Origin of the sequence: Pseudomonas sp. B21-041 (assembly GCF_024748675.1) — a bacterium.
In the GTDB taxonomy this organism is placed as follows: Bacteria; Pseudomonadota; Gammaproteobacteria; order Pseudomonadales; family Pseudomonadaceae; genus Aquipseudomonas; species Aquipseudomonas neuropathica.
In genome coordinates, this window is the sequence record NZ_CP087175.1 from 3987573 (window position 1) to 4011951 (window position 24379).

Annotated in this window: 20 protein-coding genes; 6 read left to right on the forward strand and 14 right to left on the reverse strand. The window is 59.4% G+C overall.

Annotated elements, in window-relative coordinates:
• Nucleotides 1–12 precede the first annotated feature (12 nt).
• Nucleotides 13–1260: a TolC family protein gene (locus LOY43_RS17575; RefSeq protein ID WP_258708475.1), complete on the reverse strand. Its 1248-nt coding sequence runs from the start codon at nucleotides 1258–1260 to the stop codon at nucleotides 13–15.
• A gap of 534 nt (nucleotides 1261–1794) precedes the next feature.
• On the opposite strand from LOY43_RS17575, the gene LOY43_RS17580 reads away from it, so the two are divergent.
• The 3 genes from LOY43_RS17580 to LOY43_RS17590 all read left to right on the forward strand — a co-directional run bounded on the left by LOY43_RS17580 (nucleotide 1795) and on the right by LOY43_RS17590 (nucleotide 4414).
• The gene (locus LOY43_RS17580; protein WP_095048087.1) at nucleotides 1795–2469 is read left to right on the forward strand and encodes a heavy metal response regulator transcription factor; all 675 of its coding nucleotides are present in this window, start codon (nucleotides 1795–1797) and stop codon (nucleotides 2467–2469) included.
• Nucleotides 2466–3899: a heavy metal sensor histidine kinase gene (locus LOY43_RS17585; RefSeq protein ID WP_258708476.1), complete on the forward strand. Its 1434-nt coding sequence runs from the start codon at nucleotides 2466–2468 to the stop codon at nucleotides 3897–3899. The genes LOY43_RS17580 and LOY43_RS17585 overlap by 4 nt, the downstream gene beginning before the upstream one ends.
• A gap of 269 nt (nucleotides 3900–4168) precedes the next feature.
• The gene (locus tag LOY43_RS17590) at nucleotides 4169–4414 is read left to right on the forward strand and encodes a hypothetical protein (protein WP_258708477.1); all 246 of its coding nucleotides are present in this window, start codon (nucleotides 4169–4171) and stop codon (nucleotides 4412–4414) included.
• 171 nt (nucleotides 4415–4585) lie between these two features.
• Here LOY43_RS17590 and LOY43_RS17595 read toward each other — a convergent pair whose 3' ends face one another.
• The 6 genes from LOY43_RS17595 to LOY43_RS17620 are packed head-to-tail and all read right to left on the reverse strand — an operon-like array spanning nucleotide 4586 to nucleotide 10535.
• Entirely contained in the window at nucleotides 4586–6328 is a 1743-nt protein-coding gene (locus LOY43_RS17595) for an ABC transporter substrate-binding protein (RefSeq protein ID WP_258708478.1), read from the reverse strand.
• A 47-nt stretch (nucleotides 6329–6375) separates the two neighbouring features.
• Nucleotides 6376–6648, reverse strand: a complete 273-nt coding sequence (locus LOY43_RS17600; RefSeq protein ID WP_007912485.1) for a DUF2160 domain-containing protein — start codon at nucleotides 6646–6648, stop codon at nucleotides 6376–6378.
• Between the two features lie 10 nt (nucleotides 6649–6658).
• Nucleotides 6659–7459 (reverse strand): carbohydrate ABC transporter permease, encoded by an 801-nt coding sequence (locus tag LOY43_RS17605; protein WP_003192012.1) that lies wholly within the window; start codon nucleotides 7457–7459, stop codon nucleotides 6659–6661.
• A 9-nt stretch (nucleotides 7460–7468) separates the two neighbouring features.
• Complete coding sequence (locus LOY43_RS17610; RefSeq protein WP_007912484.1) at nucleotides 7469–8335, reverse strand: carbohydrate ABC transporter permease; 867 nt, start codon at nucleotides 8333–8335, stop codon at nucleotides 7469–7471.
• Nucleotides 8332–9441, reverse strand: coding sequence for an ABC transporter ATP-binding protein (locus LOY43_RS17615; protein ID WP_258708479.1), 1110 nt, complete (start codon nucleotides 9439–9441; stop codon nucleotides 8332–8334). The genes LOY43_RS17610 and LOY43_RS17615 overlap by 4 nt, the downstream gene beginning before the upstream one ends.
• Complete coding sequence (locus LOY43_RS17620) at nucleotides 9441–10535, reverse strand: ABC transporter ATP-binding protein (RefSeq protein WP_093434228.1); 1095 nt, start codon at nucleotides 10533–10535, stop codon at nucleotides 9441–9443. Before LOY43_RS17620 ends, LOY43_RS17615 begins: the two co-directional genes overlap by 1 nt.
• A gap of 380 nt (nucleotides 10536–10915) precedes the next feature.
• On the opposite strand from LOY43_RS17620, the gene LOY43_RS17625 reads away from it, so the two are divergent.
• Nucleotides 10916–12769 carry a sigma-54-dependent Fis family transcriptional regulator gene (locus LOY43_RS17625; protein WP_258708480.1) on the forward strand — a complete coding sequence of 618 codons (1854 nt, stop codon included), beginning with the start codon at nucleotides 10916–10918 and terminating at the stop codon, nucleotides 12767–12769.
• A gap of 191 nt (nucleotides 12770–12960) precedes the next feature.
• Here LOY43_RS17625 and LOY43_RS17630 read toward each other — a convergent pair whose 3' ends face one another.
• From LOY43_RS17630 to LOY43_RS17640, 3 genes are all read right to left on the reverse strand, one after another.
• Nucleotides 12961–14178, reverse strand: coding sequence for an MFS transporter (locus LOY43_RS17630; protein ID WP_258708481.1), 1218 nt, complete (start codon nucleotides 14176–14178; stop codon nucleotides 12961–12963).
• A 363-nt stretch (nucleotides 14179–14541) separates the two neighbouring features.
• A complete protein-coding gene (gene cysS / locus LOY43_RS17635; RefSeq protein ID WP_016986558.1) occupies nucleotides 14542–15924 on the reverse strand; it encodes a cysteine--tRNA ligase in 1383 nt (460 codons plus the stop codon).
• A gap of 21 nt (nucleotides 15925–15945) precedes the next feature.
• Nucleotides 15946–17643, reverse strand: a complete 1698-nt coding sequence (locus tag LOY43_RS17640) for a glutamine--tRNA ligase/YqeY domain fusion protein (RefSeq protein ID WP_016986557.1) — start codon at nucleotides 17641–17643, stop codon at nucleotides 15946–15948.
• Nucleotides 17644–17893: 250 nt separating this feature from the next.
• Here LOY43_RS17640 and LOY43_RS17645 point away from each other — a divergent pair, with 250 nt between their 5' ends.
• Together LOY43_RS17645 and lpxH are read left to right on the forward strand one after the other, a co-directional pair.
• The gene (locus LOY43_RS17645) at nucleotides 17894–18400 is read left to right on the forward strand and encodes a peptidylprolyl isomerase (RefSeq protein ID WP_095050763.1); all 507 of its coding nucleotides are present in this window, start codon (nucleotides 17894–17896) and stop codon (nucleotides 18398–18400) included.
• On the forward strand, nucleotides 18397–19143 hold the full coding sequence (lpxH, locus tag LOY43_RS17650) for a UDP-2,3-diacylglucosamine diphosphatase (protein WP_095050764.1): 747 nt from the start codon (nucleotides 18397–18399) through the stop codon (nucleotides 19141–19143). Before LOY43_RS17645 ends, lpxH begins: the two co-directional genes overlap by 4 nt.
• 220 nt (nucleotides 19144–19363) lie before the next feature.
• Here the strand turns inward: lpxH and LOY43_RS17655 are convergent, their stop codons facing one another.
• The 4 genes from LOY43_RS17655 to LOY43_RS17670 form a co-directional block, all read right to left on the reverse strand.
• On the reverse strand, nucleotides 19364–20893 hold the full coding sequence (locus LOY43_RS17655) for a DHA2 family efflux MFS transporter permease subunit (protein WP_095050765.1): 1530 nt from the start codon (nucleotides 20891–20893) through the stop codon (nucleotides 19364–19366).
• Between the two features lie 137 nt (nucleotides 20894–21030).
• Nucleotides 21031–22233 carry an efflux RND transporter periplasmic adaptor subunit gene (locus LOY43_RS17660; protein WP_008082123.1) on the reverse strand — a complete coding sequence of 401 codons (1203 nt, stop codon included), beginning with the start codon at nucleotides 22231–22233 and terminating at the stop codon, nucleotides 21031–21033.
• A gap of 15 nt (nucleotides 22234–22248) precedes the next feature.
• Nucleotides 22249–23718, reverse strand: coding sequence for an efflux transporter outer membrane subunit (locus LOY43_RS17665; protein WP_258708482.1), 1470 nt, complete (start codon nucleotides 23716–23718; stop codon nucleotides 22249–22251).
• On the reverse strand, nucleotides 23708–24190 hold the full coding sequence (locus LOY43_RS17670) for a MarR family winged helix-turn-helix transcriptional regulator (protein ID WP_077573642.1): 483 nt from the start codon (nucleotides 24188–24190) through the stop codon (nucleotides 23708–23710). The genes LOY43_RS17665 and LOY43_RS17670 overlap by 11 nt, the downstream gene beginning before the upstream one ends.
• Between the last annotated feature and the right edge of the window lie 189 nt (nucleotides 24191–24379).

A 24379-nucleotide genomic window follows, 5' to 3' on the forward strand; every position in this document is an offset into this window, starting at 1 on the left:
AAAAGATGAAATTCAAGGGCTGACGGCGAGGTCGCCGAAGATTCGTTCGATGCGTACGCGGGCGTCGGTGGCTTCGCTGACAGCCTGGATGTATTGGCTGCGCGCACTGATCAGGGTGCGCTGGGCGTCGAGTACATCGAGGAAGCCGAACTTGCCCATTTCGAAACCGCGCGTGGCGCTGTCCACCGCACTTTGCGCGGCGGGCAGGATGGTCTGGTTGAACGCGGAGACTTCGCCGTTGGCGGTCTGCCATTGCGCCAGCGTGGTCTGGATTTCCGTGCGCAGACGCAGCTCGGTGGCGTTGCGCAGATCCCGCGCCTGATCGCTACGCCGTGCGGCCGCGAGCACGTTGCCCTGATTGCGGTTGAACAGCGGAATCGGCATCGACAGCCCGACCACGTTGACCCGCTCGCGCTCGGTTTCGCTGTATTGGCTGCCGATGCTCACGGTGAGGTCGGGAATGCGCTGGGACTTTTCCAGGCCCAGCGATGCTTCGCGCTGATCGATCTGCAACTTGGCCAGACGCAGTTCGGCAGTCTCGTTCAAACGCTCGAGCAATCTTGTCGGTGGTGGTACGGCCGGCATGCTTTGCGTGAGCGCCTGCACCTTGGTCGACGTCGGCAATGCCGCGCCCATGACTTGCGCCAATTGTTGGTACGCGGTGGCCTGATCGCGCTCTGCCCGGCTCAGTTCAAGGCGCACTTCCGAAAGCTGCACTTGCGCCCGCGTGCCTTCGACCGGCGACGATTTACCCGCCTCGATCCGTCCTTGCGCCACGCGCACACCGTGCTCGGCCAATTGCAGGGATTGACGCGACAGCTGCAAGCGTTGCTGCGCGGTTTGCGCACTGTTGAATGCCTGAATCACGTCAGCACGCAAGGCATTGCGTTTGCGCTCCAGTTCGATGCCGGCAGCATCCTGCGCGCGGCTGGCAACGTCGATCCGTGCGCCGCGTTTGCCGCCCAGTTCGATCGGCTGACTGAGCATCACCGTGGTCGTGCGCGACTCGCGGCGAGTGTCTTCGGCCTCCCACGACACTTCAGGGTTAGGGATCAGCCCGGCCTGTTGCCGATCGCCTTGGGCGATGCCGATTTCCCATTGCGCGGCGGCCAGTTCCGGGTTGCCGGCAAAGGCGCTTTGCAGGGCTTGATCCAGGGTCAGGGTCGAGGCACTCGCCAGGCCGGCGCTGGCCAACAACACCAGGCCGCTGACTGTTTTTTTCAGGCGTGATTGCGCCGTCAGTTCTATTAAACCGGGCAATGGAAGTCTTCCTTTATTCAAGAATCTCGGATGCCGCCACGGTAGGGTTTTGAACTTATCGACAAGGTGACTGGAACATTACAAATCCGTTATCCACGGTTTACCGAAGTTGTTTTGTTCTAGGATGCGAAGTGCAAATGGCGTTATCGAAATACATGGAAACAAAAACACGGTAGTTATCTGCTGAACAGCACTTGCCGTAAGTGAACTCAAGAGAATTTGGTGGTCAGCACTGCGACCTACTGTCGCAGAACACCGATCTAAAGCGCTTGGGCGTTGACCCTGTAGCCGCTACAACCTTTATTGTCCGCACTCCCCTCACCCCAGCCCTCTCCCGGGGGGAGAGGGAGCCGACCGAAGTGTCTGGCGTTATTTATCGACCTGTTACATCAAGTTGATTATGGATTCAGTAACGTTCTTTCACATCGGCGTAGTTCTGAAATATCCCACGCTCAGTCCCCTCTCCCTCCGGGAGAGGGTTAGGGTGAGGGCCTTTTAAATTAAATACCCATTAAATATAAGTGGTGAAAGATCATGCGAATCCTTGTCGTCGAGGACGAGCTTAAAGCTGCCGAATACTTGCATCAGGGTTTGACCGAAAGTGGTTATGTCGTTGACCACGCCGCCACCGGTGCCGATGGCCTGCACCTGGCGCAACAACAAGCCTATGACCTGATTATTCTCGATGTGAACCTGCCGGAACTCGACGGCTGGGGTGTGCTGGAACAGTTGCGTCGCACCCATTCGACGCGGGTGATGATGCTGACGGCGCGCGGGCGTCTGGCCGACAAGATTCGCGGCCTCGATCTGGGTGCCGACGATTATCTGGTCAAGCCGTTCGAGTTTCCCGAACTGCTGGCGCGGGTGCGCACCTTGATGCGTCGTAGCGAAAATATCCCGGTGCCGCAGGTGCTGAAAGTCGCTGATCTGGAGCTCGATCCGGGCCGCCATCGCGCGTTTCGCGGACAACAGCGTATTGACCTGACCACCAAGGAATTCGCCCTGCTGCATCTGCTGATGCGCCAGTCCGGCGAAGTGCTGACGCGCACACAAATCATCTCGTTGGTGTGGGACATGAATTTCGATTGCGACACCAACGTGGTCGAAGTGTCGATCCGCCGCTTGCGGGCGAAGATCGACGACCCTTTCGACAGCAAGTTGATCCACACCCTGCGCGGTGTCGGCTATGTGCTGGAGGCGCGGGAATGAAACCCTCCAGCCTGTCGATGCGCCTCGGTTTGACGGTGAGTATTCTCGGCGCGCTATTGGTGGTGTTTCTGGCGATCCTTGCCTATTTCGCGTTGACCCATGAGCTGAATTCGCTTGCCAGAGACAGCCTGGAAAAGAAGATGGCGCAGGTCGAACACAGCCTGTCGTTGTACGTCGATGCCAATGAAATCACCGGCAAGCCGCATATTCTGCTCGATCAGGTGATGGGGCATGACAACCTGACGCTGACCATTTATGACCGCCTCAATCGGCGCTCGCCGCTGCTCAAGTCCGGCTCGGGATTGAGCGATCCGCGCGTCGAATTGAAAGCGGTGCGCGCCACCACCGATCAACTGACCTACAGCGACAGCACCGACGCTGATGGCAAGAAATTCCTCACCGCCTCGAAACTGATTCGCCTCAAGGACAGCAGCAGCGTGCCGGTGCTGCTGTCAGTGGATAACGCCCACGATGAGGCGCTGCTCAGCGCCTATCTGCGCTCGACGCTGATTGCCTTGCCGTTGTTGCTGGTGTTTATCGGTCTGACCGCTTGGGGCGCGGTGCAGCGTGGTTTGGCGCCGCTGCGCGAGTTTCGCAAAGTGGCGGCGATGGTCTCGACCCAGGATCTGGAACACCGGCTGTCCGTGGTGAACATGCCGCAGGAACTGAGTGAACTGGCGCAGGGCATCAACTTCATGCTGCATCGGCTCGATGCCGGGGTGCAGCAGTTGTCGCAGTTCTCTGATGACTTGGCGCATGAGCTGCGTACGCCAATCAATAACCTGATGGGCAAGGCGCAGGTGACCTTGTCCCGCGAGCGCACGACCGAGGAATACAAGGACGTGCTGGTGTCGTGCACCGAGGAACTGGAGCGCGTGGCGCGGATTGTCTCGGACATGTTGTTTCTCGCGCAGGTCAGTCATCCGTCGGCGCTGGCGCCGTTTGAAGCGGTGGCGCTGGAGGTTGAGGCGGCGAAGGTCGCGGAGATGTTTTCGTTGTCGGCGCAGGATAAGGATATTCATTTGAATGTCATTGGCAGCGCACAGGTGATGGGCGATCGGTTAATGATTCAGCGGGCTATTTCCAATCTGCTGTCCAACGCGCTTCGTCATTGCCCGAACGGGAAAACCGTGACGCTGCTGATCGAACAGAGTGCGACGCAGGCATCCCTGCTGGTCAGCAATCCTGGCGCGGGGATCGAGGCGCAGCATTTGCCGCATCTGTTCGACCGCTTCTACCGCGTCGACAGCAGCCGCTCGCGCTCGCAGGGCAGTACCGGATTGGGGCTGGCGATCGTGCGCTCGATCATGAGCCTGCATCAGGGCGTGGCGGAAGTTAAAAGCTTGCCGGGGGCGTTGACCGTGTTCCGGCTTGGGTTTCCTGCGGTGACACCAATGGCCCCATCGCTTGCAAGCAAGCTCCCACAGTGATTTGGTTTTGTGGGCACCACTGAAACCTGTAGGCCTTCGCCTGCTCGCGATGGCGGTGGGTTCTTCAACATCTGCACTGCCTGATACTCAGCCTTCGCGAGCTTGCTCGCGAAAGCGTCGGATCAGGCGATATCCATGTTGAATGTCAGAATGGGAATCGGGAGTTTTGTACGATTTCTTACCGATACGCTCTCGTCTCCGCACAAACTCCGAAAGCTCCCGCCCTAACATCCGCTTCGTCCTACAGCCAGCCTTGAGTGAGTAGTTCTATGGTGAAGGTCTTTGCAGGTAGAAGAACGATGGGGGGCACTATGAGCAGAGACATGTTTTGTGAGTTAGTTGCAGGAATCGAGACTCTGGCAGTCCAAGGTCGGGCGCAGCGCCTTCTCGCTCACACAGGAAAAACCGGCACACCACGAATTGGCGCTATGAAAGGCAAGTTGGTGCTGCCTGAAGATTTCGATTCGCCATTGCCTGACGCCATGCTTGATACCTTTGAAGAAACTCAAGCATGAAGCTGACATTGACCGACGCCCTTTAGTAGCTGCTGCAGTGGGCAGAGCGTTTTTGAGTTTTGTGAACACCACTGCAATCTGTGGGATCGCTTGCCTGCTCGCGATTACGGTAGATCAGGCGCGAAAGAAAACGGCACCTTCCGGTGCCGTTCGCCTTTCACATTTCAGCTTTTACTTACGCGCATCCGCCCACGATTTCAGCAGTTCGTTGTAGCTCACGGTCTCGCCCTTCGGCTTCTCGTTAGCCAGTTTCGGTTTCGGTGCACCCGGTTGATCAAACCAGTACTGAGCATCCCGCTCCGGGTTCATTTTTGGTGCGCAAGTGGCTTGGGCCTTGGAGCGTTCGAGGCGCGTCATGATTGCGTCCTGATCCTTGGCCAAGCCATCCAGCGCCTGTTGTGGAGTTTTCTCGCCGCTCGCCGCTTCAGCAATGTGGCTCCACCACAATTGCGCCAGACGCGGATAGTCCGGCACGTTGGTGCCGGTCGGGGTCCATTGCACGCGGGCCGGGCTGCGATAGAACTCGACCAGACCGCCAAGTTTCGGCGCCAGGTCAGTCATCGCTTGCGAGTTGATGTCCGACTCACGAATCGGCGTCAGGCCGACGATGGTTTTCTTCAGCGATACGGTTTTGGAAGTCACGAACTGCGCATACAGCCACGCCGCGAGCTTCTGTTTCTCAGGTGTGGACTTCATGAACGTCCACGAACCCACGTCCTGATAACCAAGCTTCATGCCCTCTTCCCAATACGGCCCGCGTGGCGATGGCGCCATCCGCCATTTCGGCGTGCCGTCGGCGTTGACCACCGGCAGGCCCGGCTTGGTCATGTCGGCGGTGAACGCGGTGTACCAGAAGATTTGCTGCGCAATGTTGCCCTGCGACGGCACCGGACCGGATTCGGAGAAGGTCATGCCCGCCGCTTCCGGTGGCGCGTACTTCTTCAGCCAGTCGACATACTTGGTGGTGGCGAACACCGCCGCCGGGCCGTTGGTGTCGCCGCCACGGGTCACGCTGGAGCCGACCGGGTGGCAGTCCTCGACGCGAATCCCCCACTCGTCCACCGGCAAACCGTTGGGCAACCCTTTGTCGCCGCCACCGGCCATGGAGAACCAGGCATCGGTGAAGCGCCAGCCCAGCGACGGGTCTTTCTTGCCGTAGTCCATGTGCCCGTAAACGCGTTTACCGTCGATCTCCTTGACGTCTTCGCTGAAGAATTTGGCGATGTCTTCATAAGCCGACCAGTTCACCGGCACGCCCAATTCGTAGCCGTACTTTTCCTTGAACTTGGCTTTCAGATCGGCGCGTTCGAACCAGTCGGCGCGGAACCAATAGAGGTTGGCGAATTGCTGGTCGGGAAGTTGATAGATCTTGCCGTCCGGCGCGGTGGTGAACGAGATGCCGATGAAGTCCTTGATGTCGAGGGTTGGCGAGGTGAAGTTCTTGCCTTCGTTGGCCATCAGGTCGGTGATCGATTCGGTTTTGCCGTAGCGAAAGTGCGTACCGATCAGGTCCGAGTCGTTGACCCAGCCGTCATAGATATTCTTGTCCGACTGCATCACCGTCTGCATTTTCTCGACCACGTCGCCTTCTTGCAGCAGGTCGTGGGTGAGTTTGATCCCGGTGATTTCGCTGAACGCCTTGGCCAGCACTTTCGACTCGTACTCGTGGGTGGTCAGGGTCTCGGAAACGACCTTGATGTCCATGCCGCGAAACGGCTCGGCCGCTTTGATGAACCACTTCAACTCTTCGAGTTGCTGCTCGGCCGTCAGGGTCGACGGTTTGAACTCACTGCCGATCCATTTTTTCGCCGCGTCTTCGTAGGCATCCGCCCACGCGGCGGCGCTCAAACCGCTGAGTGCCAGCATGGCTGCCAATGAAATGCTATGTCGCAGCTTATTGTTTTTGTCGAACATAGAGACCTCCTGTTTAAGTTGTGGAGCCGCGTTGCCGAACGACTCGACTAGCCCCAACGCATCACAGCCAACAGCCACACCAGGGACAACGCGGACGCTACCCAGATGCTCCAGTCGGTGGCGCCGATCACCAGCAAATGCAGGTAGGCGCTGCCGAGAAGACCGATAAACAAACGATCACCACGGGTGGTGGCAATCGGCAGAAAACCTCGCCGCAGGATGCTCGGCGAGCGCAATTCCCACGTCGTCATGCCGACCAGAATCAGGCCGATGACGATGAAGAATGCTGCGGTAGGCGTGGTCCAGCTCATCCATTCCATCATCAGCTCCTCAGACCCGACCGAGGGCAAAGCCCTTGGCCACGTGGTTGCGAACAAACCAGATCACCAGCATGCCCGGCAGAATGGTCAACACCCCCGCCGCTGCCAGCACGCCCCAATCGATACCCGAGGCCGACACCGTGCGCGTCATCACCGCCGCAATCGGCTTGGCGTTTACCGAGGTCAACGTGCGCGCGAGCAGCAGTTCGACCCAGGAAAACATGAAGCAGAAAAACGCCGTGACGCCAATGCCGGAACCGATCAGCGGGATGAAAATCTTTACGAAGAACTTGGGAAAACTGTAGCCGTCGATGTAGGCGGTTTCGTCGATTTCCTTCGGCACGCCGGACATGAAGCCCTCCAGAATCCACACCGCCAGCGGCACGTTGAACAGGCAATGCGCCAAGGCTACGGCGATGTGCGTGTCGAACAGACCAATCGACGAATACAACTGGAAGAACGGCAGTAGAAACACCGCCGGCGGCGCCATGCGGTTGGTCAGCAGCCAGAAGAACAGGTGCTTGTCGCCGAGAAAACGGTAGCGCGAAAACGCATAGGCCGCCGGCAACGCCACGCTCAGCGAGATCACCGTGTTCAGGCTGACGTAATACAGCGAGTTCAGATAACCGGTGTACCAGCTCGGATCGGTAAAGATCACCTTGTAGTTCGCCAGCGTGAAGTCCTGTGGGAAAAGCGTAAGGCCGCCAAGGATTTCGGTGTTGCTCTTGAACGACATGTTCAGCAGCCAATAGATGGGCACCAGCAGGAACAGGATGTACACCAGCAACGGAATAAGCTTTCTTTTGCTCATGGCCGGGCCTCAGCGGTTGGCGTCGGAGTGCGTCATGGCGGTGTAGAACAGCCAGGACACCAACAGGATGATCAGGAAGTACACCAGCGAAAACGCCGCTGCCGGACCGAGGTCGAATTGCCCTACGGCCATCTGGGTCAACGTCTGACTCAGGAAGGTCGTGGCGTTACCCGGCCCGCCGCCGGTGAGCACGAACGGCTCGGTGTAAATCATGAAGCTGTCCATGAAGCGCAGCATCACCGCGATCAGCAGCACGCTCTTCAGCTTGGGCAACTGAATGTGCCTGAACACCGCCCAGGCCGAGGCGCGGTCGATGCGCGCGGCCTGGTAATACACGTCGGGAATCGCGCGCAAACCGGAGAAACACAGCAGCGCCACCAATGAAGTCCAGTGCCAGACGTCCATCACCAGCACCGTCACCCAGGCGTCCATGGTGTTTGCCGCGTAGTTGTAGCTGATGCCCATCGCGTTGAGGCTCGAACCCAGTAGACCGATGTCGGCACGGCCGAAAATCTGCCAGATGGTGCCGACCACGTTCCATGGGATCAGCAGCGGAATCGCCAGAATGATCAGCACCACCGACGACCAGCGGCCCTTGGTCGGCATGGTCAGGGCGACGGCGATGCCCAGCGGGATTTCAATCAGCAACACGCACGCCGAATAGATGAACTGACGCAGCAGCGAGTCGTGCAAACGCGGATCGAGCAGCACTTGTTTGTACCAGTCGGCGCCGACGAAGTAGCGGCTGGACTGGTCGAAGATGTCCTGCACCGAATAGTTGACCACGGTCATCATCGGGATCACCGCACTGAACGCCACCAGTAGGAACACCGGCAGCACCAGCCACCAGGCCTTGTTGTTCTGCACCTTGTTCATGGCTGCACCTCTTCATCGGCTTCAAGCAGAAACTCATCGGCATAGACCATCAGCCACTGCGCCGGAAAACTGATGTACGCCGTACCCTGGGGCACCGGTTTGTCTTCGGCCAGACGCACTTTCAGCGGTGCACCGTCGAGGTCGAGGGTCATGATCTTGTAGGTGCCGAGGTCTTCGACGTGTACGACCTTTGCCTGCATCGCGTCATCAAACGGCTCGTCCCACACGTGAATAAACTCGGGGCGGATGCCGACCTTCAGATTTTTCCACTGGCCGTGTTCGATATGTCGCTGCATCGCGTCAGACAGCGGCAGATGCGTCGAGGCGAAACCGACGCCGCCGGGTTGTGGCTGCACCTCGATCAGGTTCATCCCGGGGCTGCCGATGAAATAACCGACAAAAGTATGGCTCGGCCGCTCAAACAGTTCCCGAGGCGTGCCGAACTGGACGATCTGGCCGCCGTACATCACCGCAATCTTATCGGCGAAGGTCGAGGCCTCCAGCTGATCGTGGGTGACGTAGACCATGGTGATGTTGAACTGCTCGTGGATCTGCTTGAGCTTGCGTCGCAATTTCCATTTCAGGTGCGGGTCGATCACCGTCAGCGGTTCGTCGAAGAGGATCGCCGAAACGTCGTCGCGGACCAGACCCCGGCCCATCGAGACTTTCTGTTTTTCGTCAGCGGTGAGGTTGCGCGCCTTCTTGCTCAGGAGGTTTTGCAGGTCAAGGACTTCGGCGATTTCCTGCACCTTGCTGTGCACTTTCGCCTCGGCCATGCCCTGATTGCGCAGGGGGAAGGCGAGGTTATCGAACACGGTCATGGTGTCGTAGACCACCGGGAACTGGAAAACCTGGGCGATGTTGCGCTTCTCCGGCGTCAGGTCGTTGACCGCTTTGCCGTCGAACAACACATGACCCTGAGAGGGGCTGAGCAGGCCGGAAATGATGTTGAGTAAGGTCGACTTGCCGCAACCCGATGGCCCGAGCAAGGCGTAGGCACCGCCCTGCTCCCAGACGTGATCCATCTCGCGGATCGCGTAATCCTCCGCGCCGCTCGGGGTTTTGCTGTAGCTATGGGCGAGGTGTTGCAAACGGATTTCGGCCATCAGGCAACCCTCGCGACACGCCGGCCCGGTGCTTGCACCAGCCGGCCCTGCGCATCGAAAACAAACAGTTTGTGGGTCGGGATGTAAATGCGGATCGGCGCATCGACGTCGTATTCGTGAACGCCGGGCAGGTGCAGCACCAGCAGGAAATGCTCGTTGCGCACGTGCAGGAAGGTTTCCGAACCGCTGATCTCGGCGACTTCGACGGTCACTGCCAATTCCAGATCGTCATCGTTGCTCGGCACCAGCGAGATATGGCTGGGGCGCACGCCAAAACGAAACTCGCCCTCACCCACCGGGCGCAGATCGACGTTCAACGGGAAGTGCACAAAATTGGCGAAACTGACTTCGTTGCCAGCGATACGACCGGGCATCAGGTTGATCGGTGGCTCGGAGAACAATTCGGCGGCGAGCACGGTTTGCGGCTGGTGATAGACCGAAGTCGACGGGCCGCTCTGAATCACCCGGCCCTCGTGAAGAATGGTCGTGGTGCCGCCGAGTGCCAGCGCTTCGTTGGGCTCGGTGGTGGCGTAGATCGCGATGGTGTGGCGCGCCTTGAACAGCTCGCGCATTTCCTGGCGCAGCTCTTCGCGCAGTTTGTAGTCGAGGTTGACCAGCGGCTCATCGAACAGGATCAGCTCGGCATCCTTGACCAGCGCACGGGCCATGGCGGTGCGTTGCTGTTGACCGCCGGACAGCTCCAGCGGATAGCGCTGCAGAAACTTCTCGATGCGCAGCATCTTCGCGGTTTCCTGCACTTTGCTGTGGATGATCTCTTTGGAAACGCCGGCCTGGCGCAGCGGCGAGGCGATGTTTTCGAACACGGTCATCGTCGGGTAGTTGATGAACTGCTGATAGACCATCGACACGTTGCGCAGACGCACCGGACGTTGGGTAACGTCGACGCCGTTCATCAGGATTCGGCCGCTGTCCGGTTTGTCCAGACCGGCCATTAAACGCATGAGGCTGGTTTTGCCGGACAGCGTGCGGCCGAGCAAAACGTTGAAAGAACCAGGTTCGAATTTCAGGCACGCATCGTCGATCCAGATCTGGCCCTCGACGGTACGGCTGACGTGCTCCAGGGTGAGTGACATGGCTCGGCCTTTTTATTATTGGAGTCAAGCGACCTGTGCACGGGAGCGAGTTTCGTGCCAGAAATAGCAAGTGATTGATTTGTCGCGAAAATCGTTGAAAGCGCGGAGAACAGGCGTTCATTGCTGAACACATTTGAACAGTTGGCCGATTGACAATGAACAATAGTGAACAACACTCTATGAACGCTTTTTGCCCGATCTCGTAAACACGGAAGATCCCTGTAGGAGTGAGCCTGCTCGCGATAGCGGTGTGTCAGTCAATGCAAATCCGTCTGATAGACCGCTATCGCGAGCAGGCTCACTCCTACAGGGATCTGTGCAGGTTTCGAAGATCGGGTTCATAACAACAATAAAAATCGCTGCATCAGAGGCGCACTGCCATGGCCGCACCTGCCCCGCCGCTGTCCCACGACGCGATCGTCCAGACTTCCTGGCAACGTTGCCGCGCGTTCGGTCTCGACCACCAAAGCACGCCAGCCTTCGATCAACTGCCCGCCGCCGGCATCGCGCAGTTGCTCGACAGCCACCATTCACTGGTGCAGACCACGCACCAGGAAGTCCTGCCCTATTACGAAAACATCCTCAGCAATTCCAACTGCCTGATCATGCTTGCCGACAATCAGGGCCAGGTGCTGACCTCGTGGGGCACGCAACGCTTTATCGAGCCGAATCTGGCCCGGGGGTTTCAGGCTGGGGCGAGCTGGATGGAGCGCTGCAGCGGCACCAATGCGATCGGCACGGCGCTGGCTTGCGAGCAAGCGGTGCATATCGAACACGATGAACACTTCCTGAAAGCCAACCGTTTCATGACCGGTTCCGCCGCGCCGATTTTTGACGCTGAGCGCAAGGTGATCGCGGTGCTCGATGTGTCCAGCGACAGCTACCTGCCGCCCTCGCACACTTTGGGCATGGTCAAGATGATGAGCCAGACAGTGGAGAACCGGCTGATCCTCAACCTGTTCCATGGCCAGCACTTTCAACTGACCTTCAACACCGGGTTGAACAACCTCGACAGTCAGTGGGCCGGGTTGTTGATCTTTGATGAGAGCGGTCAGGTGCTGTCGGCCAATCGCCGGGCGGACAATTTGCTCGGCGTGCGCTTGTCGCGGGTCAGCGTTGAAAGCCTGTTCAAGGTGTCACTGCTGGAGTTGATCAATCAGCCCGACGGGTTGCCGTTTGCCTTGCAGACGTCCGGGCGTAACCGTTTTCAATGTTTGTTGAAGCGGCCGAAACAGGCGCCAATTCAGCCTCGGGTGTTTGCCGAACCGAAAAGCATTGAAGTGCCATTAAAACCACCCGCGGGCGCTATCAGCCTCAACACCCTGCACTTCGGCGACAGTCGCGTGGAGAAAGCTGTGCGCCAGGCTGAGCGTTTGCTGGAGAAAGACATTCCGCTGCTGATCCATGGCGAAACCGGTGTCGGCAAAGAGGTCTTCGTCAAAGCTCTGCATCAGGCCAGCTCGCGCAGCAAACAGGCGTTTATCGCCGTCAACTGCGCGGCGATCCCCGCCGAACTGGTGGAATCCGAATTATTCGGTTACGAGAAAGGCGCGTTCACTGGCGCGAATCAGAAAGGCAGCATCGGACTGATTCGCAAGGCTGACAGAGGCACGTTATTCCTCGATGAAATCGGCGATATGCCGTTGCCGACGCAGGCGCGGTTGTTGCGGGTGCTGCAGGAACGTTGCGTGCAACCGGTGGGCAGCAGCGAGTTGTTTGCGGTGGATTTGCGGATCATTTCGGCGACTAACCGCTCTTTGCGTGAACAAGTGCAGTTGGGGCGGTTTCGTGAGGATTTGTATTACCGCATTGGTGGATTGACGCTGGAGCTGCCGCCATTGCGAGAGCGCAGTGATAAAGAGGCGTTGTTTAAACGGTTGTGGGAACAGCATCGCGAGCCGACGCAGTGGGCGGGATTGAGTCAGGAGGTGCTGGAGTTGTTCAGCCGTCATCCGTGGCCGGGGAATTTACGTCAGGTCAGTAGCGTGATGCAGGTGGCGTTGGCGATGGCTGAGGAGCAGCCGGTGAGGCTGGAGCATTTGCCGGATGATTTTTTTGTTGATCTGGAGATGGAGCCGGTGGAGAGCGCGGCGCCGCTGGGGGTTGATTTGAATGATGTGGAAGCGTTGAACCGGGAGTTGAAAGCGGCCGGGGGGAATATTTCGCACCTGGCGCGACGGTTGGGGGTGAGTCGGAATACGCTTTACAAGCGGTTGCGGCAGATTGAAGGTTGAGTGAACCGCCCTTTCCCTCATAGGAACGCCGCCCGCCCATCCCTCTCCCGGAGGGAGAGGGAGCTGACCGAGGTGTATGGCGCCGGACATCGACCTGAAAGATCGTGGCGATTATGGATTCGGCGCAAATCGCTCAGGTCGGTGTATTTCCTGAACATCCCCCATTCAGTCCCCTCTCCTGGGGGAGAGGGCTAGGGTGAGGGCGAAAATTCCGGCTCAACATGCGCAACCGAAGCCGCCTCCAATGTGCGCAATCCCACCATCACAACAACCACCATCATGATCCCAGCGCCAATGGCCACGCCAAACCCCGCCCGCGCGCCCCACGCATCAATCACCAGCCCCGCCAGCATGCCACCCAGCGCAACGCCAATGCTGATACCGGTGGTCATCCACGTCAGCCCTTCGGTGATCCGCGACGGCGGGATGATGATCGTCCCCAGCTTCATGACCACCACCATCGTCGGCGCAAACGAGATGCCGGCAATAAACAGCGTCGATGAAAGGACATAAACGTCCGTGGCAAAAATGGGCAGCACGCCAGTGAACGCCGTGACCAATATCCCGATCAGGAACTGTTTTTCGATCGCCAGGGAAACCCTCATCGCGCCAAACGTCAGGCCCGCCACCAGTGAGCCGAACGCATAGGCCGCGAGGATGAAGGTCGCCGCCCCCGGCCAGCCTTGCGCATTGGCGAAGGCGACAACAGCGACATCGATTGCTCCGCCAATGACCCCCATCGCTAACAACGCGAGGACAATGGTGCGCACGCCGGGGATCAGCAAGGTTGAGCCGCTATGGCTGGCGTGACCGACGACAACCTTCGGCTCTGTCTGGCGTTGCAGCAGAAACGCCGTGACCCCGACAGCCAACAGCCCGACCGCAACCAGCGGCCCGGCTTCGGCGAAAAAGCTCACACTCAAACCAATCGCCAGTGGCGGGCCGATGATGTAGGCGAGTTCGGTCAATACGGTGTCCAGCGAGAACGCCGTGTGCAACTGCGGCTTGCCCCGGAACAACTGCGACCATCGCGCGCGGATCATCGATGGCATGCTCGGCATCGTCCCCGCCAATGCTGCCAGAACAAACAGCAAGCCGGCAGGTGCGCGCCAATAAACAGCGATGATCAGGGCCAGCAACATGGCAATGCTGAACGCCGTGACGACAGGTAGCACGCGGCTCTGGCCATGCTGATCAACCAGTCTGGAGATGTGCGGGCCGAGCAACGCATTGGCCAGGGTGAAAGTACCGGCGACTGCGCCGGCCAGCCAGTACACCCCGGTTTGCTGCACCAGCATGGTGATGATGCCGATGCCGATCATTGCCTGCGGCAAGCGTGCAATGGAACTCGCGAGCACTAGCCCGGTGGCGCCGGGGGTGGTTAGCAGTTCGCGGTAGTGATTGGCCATGGTGTCTCCATTCGATATTCGTCGCCGCTCAGCATCCGGCTGAACGCGTTGCCGACATCAAGACCTACGCGAACGTCAAAAGCAACCCTCACCCCAGCCCTCTCCCAGGGGGAGAGGGAGCTGACCGAAGTGTCTGGCGTTGTGCATCGACCTGAAAAACCGAGTTGATTATGGATTCGGCAAAAATCGCTCAGGTCGATGTATTTCTTGAGCATCCCCCATTTAGTCCCCTCTCCCTCTGGGAGAGGGTTAGGGTGAGGGGCTTTTCTGGCGGCCAAACAAAAACCCGCACAAGGCGGGTTTTGTTGATCGTTCCCACGCTCCGCGTGGGAATGCAGCCTGGGACGCTCCGCGTCCCTGATCTCAGTCAGCCAGACGCCAGGTAGTCCCACCCTTGCCGTCTTCCAGCACAACACCCATCGCCGTCAGCTGATCACGAATCCGATCCGACTCAGCCCAATCCTTCCCGGCCCGCGCCGCCAGACGCGCCGCAATCAGTGCATCAACCTCTGCCGCATCGACACGCCCTTCAGCGCCCGCCTGCAGGAAGTCATCCGCCTCCAACTGCAACACACCCAACACGCTCGCCAGCTCTTTCAGACGCGCCGCCAGACCTGCCGCTGCATCAAGATCGCTCTCACGCAGACGGTTGATCTCACGCACCATCTCAAACAGCACGGCGCAGGCTTCCGGCGTGCCGAAGTCGTCGTTCATCACCGTGGTGAAACGCTCGACGAAGGCTTCGCCGCCCGCCGGCGCCACAGTCGGCAGGCCTTTCAACGCGTGGTAGAAACGCTCGAGGGCGCCTTTGGCGTCCTTGAGGTTGTCTTCCGAGTAGTTGATCGCGCTGCGGTAGTGGCTCGACACCAGCAGGTAACGCACGACTTCCGGGTGATACTTTTCCAGCACGTCGCGAATGGTGAAGAAGTTGTTCAAGGACTTGGACATCTTCTCGCCATTGATGCGAATCATGCCGCAATGCATCCACGCGTTGGCGTAGGTCTTGCCGGTGGCCGCTTCGCTCTGGGCGATTTCGTTTTCGTGGTGCGGGAACTCGAGGTCGCTGCCGCCGCCATGAATGTCGAACGTCTCGCCGAGGCAGCAGGTGGACATCACCGAGCACTCGATGTGCCAGCCCGGACGCCCGGCGCCCCACGGCGATTCCCAGCTTGGCTCGCCCGGCTTGGCGGCTTTCCACAGGACGAAGTCCAGCGGGTCCTGTTTCGACTCGTCGACTTCGATGCGCGCGCCGATGCGCAGGTCTTCGATTTTCTTGCGCGACAGCTTGCCGTAGCCCATGAACTTGGCGACGCGGTAGTACACGTCACCGTTGCCCGGGGCGTAGGCGTAACCCTTGTCGATCAAGGTCTGGATCATCGCGTGCATGCCCGGAATGTGATCCGTGGCGCGCGGTTCCATGTCCGGCTTCTTGATGTTCAGGCGCGCTTCGTCTTCGTGCATCGCCGCGATCATGCGCTCGGTCAACGCTTCGAACGATTCACCGTTCTCGTTGGCCCGGTTGATGATCTTGTCGTCGATGTCGGTGATGTTGCGCACGTAGGTCAGGTCGTAACCGCTGAACCGCAACCAGCGGGTCACCAGGTCGAACGCGACCATGCTGCGGCCGTGGCCAAGGTGGCAGTAGTCGTACACGGTCATCCCGCAGACGTACATGCGCACCTTGTTGCCATCCAGCGGCTTGAAGACTTCTTTGCTCTTGGTGAGCGTGTTGTAGATCGTTAGCACGTTATTTCCCTTGACGCTGAATCACTGGCCCCACGAATCACGCAGGGTCACGGTACGGTTGAATACCGGCTGACCTGGTTTCGAGTCCTTCAAATCCGCAACGAAGTAACCTTCGCGCTCGAACTGGAAACGGTCTTCCGGCTGTGCATTGCCAAGCGATGGCTCAGCACGACAACCGGTGAGTACCTGCAGCGAATCAGGGTTGATGTTGTCGAGGAAACTCGCGCTGTCTTCGGCCTTCTCAGGGTTGGCCGAACGGAACAGGCGATCGTACAGACGCACTTCGCACTCGACGCTGGCCGCAGCCGGCACCCAGTGGATCACGCCTTTGACCTTGCGGCCTTCAGGGTTCTTGCCGAGGGTTTCCGGGTCGTACGAGCAACGCAGCTCGACGATGTTGCCGTCGGCGTCCTTGATCGCTTCGTCGGCACGGATCACGTAGCTGCCGCGCAGACGCACTTCACCGGCCGGTTCCAGGCGCTTGTAGCCCTTCGGCGGCTCTTCCATGAAGTCGTCACGGTCGATGTAGATTTCCCGGGCGAATGGCAGCGCGCGTACGCCCATGTCTTCTTTCGGGTGGCGCGGCAGTTCGAGGTTCTCGACCTGGCCTTCCGGGTAATTGGTGATGACGACTTTCAGCGGACGCAGTACGCACATGGCGCGTGGCGCGGTCTGGTCGAGGTCGTCACGGATGCTGAATTCGAGCATGCCGAAGTCGACCACGCCGTCGGAACGGTTGGTGCCGATCATTTCGCAGAAGTTGCGGATCGATTTCGGCGTGTAGCCACGGCGGCGGAAGCCCGACAGCGTGGACATGCGCGGATCGTCCCAGCCATTGACGTGCTTTTCATCGACCAGTTGCTTGAGCTTGCGCTTGCTGGTGATGGTGTAGTTGAGGTTCAGACGGCTGAACTCGTACTGACGCGGGTGCGCCGGCACTGGCAGTGCGTCGAGGAACCACTCGTACAGCGGACGATGGCTTTCGAATTCCAGGGTGCAGATCGAGTGGGTGATGCCTTCGATGGCGTCCGACTGACCGTGGGTGAAGTCGTAGTTCGGGTAGATGCACCACTTGTCGCCAGTCTGGTGGTGATGCGCGTGACGGATGCGATACATGATCGGGTCGCGCAGGTTCATGTTCGGCGAGGCCATGTCGATCTTCGCGCGCAGCACGCGGGCGCCGTCCGGGAACTCACCGGCACGCATACGCGCAAACCAGTCGAGGTTCTCTTCTACCGAACGGTCGCGGAACGGGCTGTTCTTGCCCGGCTCGGTCAGGCTGCCACGGTATTCCTTGGCCTGCTCAGGGGTCAGGTCGTCGACGTAAGCCTTGCCGGCCTTGATCAGCTCGACGGCCCAATCGTGCAACTGGTCAAAATACTGCGAGGCGTAGCGCACTTCACCGGACCACTCGAAGCCCAGCCATTTGACGTCGCTTTCGATCGCGTCGATGTATTCCTGGTCTTCCTTGGCCGGGTTGGTGTCGTCGAAACGCAGGTGCGTGACGCCGCCGAACTCCTGGGCCAGGCCGAAGTTCACGCAGATCGACTTGGCGTGGCCGATGTGCAGGTAGCCGTTGGGCTCCGGCGGGAAACGGGTGACGATCTGGGTGTGCTTGCCCGAGTCCAGGTCTGCCTGGATGATCGGCCGCAGGAAATTGACCGGCACGGCAGGGCCGGACTTGGCATTCGAGGTAGGGTCGACAGTGGGCTTGCTCATAGGATCCTTGACTTACATGTGCGCGGCCGCAGAGGGGGCCAGACAAAACAAAGCCGCTATCATAGCCGATGCTGTCAAGGGGCTGACAGAGCACGGCCTATAAAGGAGCGCATTTAATCGCAGGGATTTGGAAAAACAGCCTCGAAATTCGCGCCTGTCACGCTAAACTGCGCACCTTGGCCTACGGGCTGAACCGGTAACGGGCAGAAATGTCCCATTGCCCACGAATTCCTTATAAAGAGTAGCGATCATGACTCAAGTCAAACTGACCACCAACTTCGGCGACATCGTCATCGAACTGGACGCGGAAAAAGCGCCAATCACCGTTGCCAACTTTCTCGAATATGTTAAAGCCGGTCACTACGAGAACGTGGTTTTCCACCGTGTGATCAAGGGTTTCATGATCCAGGGCGGTGGTTTCCAGCCTGGCATGCAGGAAAAGAAAGACAAGCGTCCAAGCATCCAGAACGAAGCCGACAACGGCCTGAAGAACGAGAAGTACACCCTGGCCATGGCTCGCACCATGGACCCGCATTCGGCATCGGCGCAATTCTTCATCAACGCCACCAACAACAGTTTCCTCAACCACACCGCCAAAACCGCTCAGGGCTGGGGTTATGCAGTGTTCGGTAAAGTCGTTGCAGGCACTGACGTTGTCGACAAGATCGAAGGCGTGGCGACTACCTCCAAGGCCGGCCATCAGGACGTACCAGCAGACGACGTGATCATCGAGAAAGCCGAGATCATCGAAGCGTGATATTGCTGATTTCAGACTTGCATCTGGAAGAGGAGCGCCCGGACATTACCCGGGCGTTTCTGGATTTACTCGCCGGACGCGCCCGCTCGGCGAGTGCGCTGTACATCCTCGGCGACTTCTTCGAGGCGTGGATTGGCGACGACGCCATGACGCCCTTCCAGCGCTCCATCTGCCAGGCCCTGCGCGAACTGAGCGACAGCGGCACGGCAATTTTTCTGATGCACGGCAATCGCGACTTCATGCTCGGCAAGGCCTTCTGCAAGCAGGCCGGCTGTACGTTGTTGAAGGACCCGAGTGTCGTGCAGTTTTACGGCGAGCCGGTGCTGTTGATGCACGGCGATAGCCTCTGCACCCGCGACGTCGGCTACATGAAGCTGCGGCGTTATCTGCGTAATCCGATCACGCTGTTCATCCTGCGTAACCTGCCCTTGAGCAGCCGCCATAAACTGGCGCGCAAGCTGCGCAGTGAAAGCCGTGCACAGACGCGGATGAAGGCCAATGACATTGTCGATGTCACGCCTGAAGAGATTCCGCGGATCATGCAGGCGTTTGGCGTGAAAACCTTGATTCATGGCCACACCCACCGCCCGGCGATTCACAAGTTGCAGCTTGGTGAACAAGCGGCGAAGCGGATTGTGTTGGGGGATTGGGATCGTCAGGGGTGGGCGTTGCAGGTGGATGAAAGCGGTTACGCATTGGCGCCGTTCGACTTCGCCCCGCCGCTGGCTTTGCCGCACGGCTGAAGATCGCTTCCCCCTCACCCCAGCCCTCTCCCCCAGGGGGGCGAGGGGGAAAGGGAGCCGACCGAGTGCAGCTCAAAACCCGCGCTCGACTCCCGATCTCAAATCACGCTTTCCCCAAACCGGAGTTCAAATCGGTGACTCAGGTCGGCGTACCTCGAAAGCACACCACGGTCAGTCCCCTCTCCCTCCGGGAGAGGGTTAGGGTGAGGGGTTTTTTACCTTAGTGCCCTGAAGCCGCAGGCCCCGCCTTCGCAGCAAACGGCGGCTTCGCCAGCCACACAATCAGAATCAACCCCATAAACCCCCAGCCCAGCAGCGTGAAGTAATCCACGGTGGAGAGCATGTACGCCTGGCTCGTCAAAATCTGATCCATCTGCGCATAAGCCGACTGGCTCGCCCCGCCCAAATGATTCAAGGTCTCGCGAGTCGCCGGTTCGAAAGTGCTGATGCTCTCACTCATATACGCATGATGCTGATCCGCGCGGCGAATCCAGATCCACGTGGTCAGCGACGCCGCAAAGCTACCGCCCAACGTCCGCAGAAAAGTCGCAAGACCAGCACCATCGGCAATCTGGCTCGGCGGCAGGTCCGACATCAGAATGCTCAAGGTCGGCATAAAGAACAGCGCCACACCAATGCCCATGAACAACTGCACCAGCGCAATGTGCTGGAAATCCACTTCATTGGTAAATCCGGCGCGCATAAAGCAACTCAAGCCAATCGCCAGAAACGCCAGTCCGGCCAGCAAACGCAGGTCGAACTTGTTAGCGTACTTGCCGACAAATGGCGACAGCAGCACCGGCAGAATGCCGATCGGCGCTACGGCCAGACCGGCCCAGGTCGCGGTGTAGCCCATTTGTGTCTGCAACCACTGCGGCAGGATCAGGTTGATGCCGAAGAACCCGGCGTAACCGAGCACCAACACTAGCGTGCCGATGCGGAAGTTGCGGTAGGCGAACAGCCGCAGGTTGACCACCGGATGCTGGTCGGTCATTTCCCAGATAACGAACACCGCCAGCGCGATCACCGAAATCGCCGCGCCGATGATGATGAAGTTCGACTCGAACCAATCCAGGTCATTGCCCTTGTCGAGAATCACCTGCAAAGCGCCGACGCCAATGATCAGCGTGATCAGGCCGACGTAATCCATCGGCTGACGGCTGGTTTCCACCGGACGTTTGGCCAGTTGCGAGCGCACTACCATCACCGCAAAGATGCCGATCGGCACGTTGATGAAGAAGATCCACGGCCAGCTGTAACTGTCGGTAATCCAGCCACCGAGGATCGGCCCGGCAATTGGCGCAACCACCGTGACCATCGCCAGTAACGCCAGGGCCATGCCTCGCTTCGCGGGCGGATAGACCGCGATCAGCAGGGTTTGCGTCATCGGGTACAGCGGCCCGGCGACCAGACCTTGCAGCACGCGGAAGCCGATCAGTTCCGGCATCGATGTTGAGATACCGCAGAGAAACGAGGCCAGCACAAACAGAATGGTGGCCCAGAGAAACAGCTTCACCTCGCCGAAACGGCGGCTGAGCCAACCGGTCAGCGGCAGCGCAATCGCGTTGCTCACGGCGAACGAGGTGATCACCCAGGTGCCCTGCTCCGAACTCACCCCAAGGTTGCCGGATATCGTCGGCAGCGCCACGTTGGCGATGGTGGTGTCGAGCACTTGCATGAACGTCGCCAGCGACAGGCCGATGGTGCTGAGCAACAGGCTGGGCGGCGTGAAAGAGGCGTTATTGCTCATTGTGAATCCTATGAAACCTGATGGTCGCCGCAGCCCTGTAGGAGTGAGCCTGCTCGCGATAACGGTGTATCAGTCGAGGAATTGGGTCTGACACACCGCTATCGCGAGCAGGCTCACTCCTACAAAGTCAGTGCAGGTCAGCGTTGCGCGGTTTTGCTCACCGCGGCGCTGTTGTCGTGGATCAGTTGCGCAATCATCGCGTCGGCTTCGGCCAGCTGGCGATCGTAGACGTTGGTGCTGAACGAAGCCTTTTGTGGAGGCTGCTGTGCCAATACCGGGCCGCTCTGGTCGTGCAGGTTCACTTCAACATTGGTCGACAGGCCAACGCGCAGCGGATGCTTGGCCAGTTCTTCAGCGTTGATGTGAATCCGCACCGGCACACGCTGAACGATCTTGATCCAGTTACCGGTAGCGTTCTGCGCCGGCAGAAGAGCAAACGCGCTACCGGTACCGGCGCCAAGGCTGTCGACGGTGCCGCTGTATTTCACGTCGCTGCCGTAGATGTCGGATTCGATGTCGACCGGCTGGCCGATGCGCATGTCACGCAGTTGGGTTTCTTTGAAGTTGGCGTCAATCCACAGCTGATCCAGCGGAATCACCGCCATCAACGCCGTGCCCGGCTGCACGCGCTGGCCGAGTTGCACGGTGCGTTTGGCGACGTAACCGGTGACCGGCGCGATCAAAGTGCTACGAGCATTGGTCAGGTAGGCCTGACGCAGATCTGCAGCCGCCGACATCACGTCCGGATGCGACGACACCACGGTGTCATCGACCAGCGCGCTGGTGGTTTTCAGCTGCTGCTTGGCGTTGGCCAGGGCGTTCTGCGCCGAGGTCAGGTCGTCGCGAGCGTGGGACAGTTCTTCCTGAGAAATCGCCCCGCCCTGCGCTAGGTTTTTCCGGCGGTTGTAGTTGTCCTGCGCCTTCTGTACTTCGGCCTGTTGCGCATTGACCTGGGCTTTCATGCCGTCAACGTTGCTGTAGAGGCCGCGTACCTGACGCACGGTGCGCGCCAGTTTCGCCTGGGCACTTTGCAGACCGACTTCAGCGTCGTTCGGGTCGAAGTTGATCAGCACCTGACCTTCGTGAACCAGATCACCATCGTCAGCACCAATGCTGACCACGGTGCCGGTCACCAGGGGGGTGATTTCGACAACGTTGCCGTTGACGTAGGCGTCGTCAGTGCTTTCGTTAAAGCGCCCGATGAATTCGTGATACGCCCAGACGCCGGCGCAGGCGAGCGCAACCACAACGGCGAGCACCAGCAGCATCACTTTGCGTTTGCGCGGGTTGCCGGTGTCCGGGGTGTTGCCTTGAGCTTGGGTATTTTCGGCAGTGGCCATGACAAGTACCTTGAATTAGTTGTGCGGCGTGGCTGGGGTGGCGTTGGCTGCGGTCAGGGTTTGCCCCTGGAAGCCGCCGCCCAGCGCTTGCATCAGTTGAATCGACAGGTCGATCTGCTCGGCATTGAGGGTGGCCAGTTGACGCTGGGCCTGCAGCAATTGCTGCTCGATGCTGAGCACGTCCAGGTAGTTGCCGATGCCGGAACCGTAACGCTGGACGACGGTGTTGTAAGAGTCCTGAGCGATGTCGGTGGCGTGTTGCTGCGCACCGATCTGCCGGCCGATGTCACGCAACTGGTTGAGCGTGTCGCTGACATCGCCCAGTGCTTTCACCAGACTTTTGTTGTACTGCGCCACCGCCAGATCGTAATCGGCGTCGCGCGCATCGAGGTTGGCACGCAGGCGTCCGCCGTCGAAGATCGGCACCGAAATGGTCGGGGCAATGTTGAAGAAGCGACTGGCCGAACCGAACATCGCATCACCCAACAAGGACTCGGCACCGGCCGAGGCCGACAGGTTCAAGTTGGGATAGAAGCGGGTTTTCGCCGAGTCGATATCCTTGCTCGCCGCTTCAACGCGCCAGCGCGCAGCGACCAGATCCGGGCGACGACCGAGCAGTTCCGCCGGCAGCACCGACGGCACGGCGACAGCGCTGGCTTGCAGGACTTTCGGTCGGGCAATTTCGTTGCCGCGATCCGGGCCTTTGCCGAGCAGTACGGCCAAGGCGATCTTGGCGCTGTTCAGGCGTTTTTCTGCGTCGATCAGGCTGGCTTCGGAACTGGCTTCCAGACTCTGGGTTTGCTGGAACTGGTACTGGCTGTCGATCCCGGAACTCAGGCGACGCTGGCTCAGGTCGAGCATCTGCTTGGTGCGTTTGAGGTCTTCGTTGGCCAGGTCATAAACGATGTGCGCCTGACCGAGATCGCTGTAAGCGCGAGCGACGTCGGCGGCGAGGGTCAGTTGTGCAGCCTGACGATCGACCTCAGCGGCGCGAGCCTGGCCCAGTGCGGCTTCCCACGCATCACGCTGGCCGCCCCAGAGGTCGAAGTTGTAATTGAAACCAGCGCTGACGTTACGCACGGTGGCGTAGGCATCGCCCTGCCCTCGCGGGTCCTGATCCTTGGCCAGACGCGAACGGCTGATGCCGGCGCTGGCGTCGAGGGTCGGATAGCGTTCGGCGTCGGCGGCATACGCGGCGGCGCTGGCCTGATGGGCTCGGGCTTCAGCGATCTGCATGTCCGGGCTGTCGTGCAGCGCTTCGCGGATCAGACCGTCGAGCTGCGGATCACCGAGGCTGGTCCACCAGTCGCTTTTCGGCCAGGCGGCCGGCGACAGGGTCACGCCGTTGAGAGACTGGCCGACTTTCAGATTTTTCGCATCGAGGCTCGCGCCCGAAGTGTCGAGGCCGCTGTAGTTGGCGCAACCGGCGAGGATCATCGCCGACAGCACCAGCGTCAGGCTGCTGCGCAAGGTTTTACCGCTCATTGTGTTCACCTAACCGCTGGATGGTGATCGGGTCACCGGCTGCCAGCAGAATTTTCTTGAGGATGTATTCCAGGGTCTTCAACTCGTCCGGGGTGACGGCGCCGGCCAGTTCATTCATCGCATCGGCGCCGATGTGCGGCAGGCGATCGGCCAGTTGCTGGCCTTGCTCGGTCAGCTTGAGTTGCACCTGACGGCGATCGCCTTCGCTGCGCTGGCGAGCCAGAAAGCCTTTCTGCTCCAGACGATCGAGCATGCGCGTCATCGAGCCACTGTCCAGCGACAGGTGCCGGCACAGCTCGGCCGGGGTGTCGACGCCGAACTGAGCCATGATGATCAACACCTTGAACTGCGCGGCCGTGATGCCGTGGGGTTCCATGTGGGTATCGATGATCCGGTCCTTGAGCAGCGCAGCACGGCCAAGCAACAGGCCGAGATGGCAGTGTTTGAATTCGTCCGGGGTGAAATGCTTCATTTGCTCACCTAATAACTGCCTAGGCAGTGAATGTATGTCGAGATGTTACTGCCTAGGCAGCGAATGTCAATGGAATAGTTAGGAGGCTTGGTAGTTAGTTGACCAGTGGAGTGGGTTTTTGTGTTGCATGGGCGACCGCATTCTAGGAATCGCCTGATGTCCAGGCTCGAGTGCCGTGGCTAACGTACG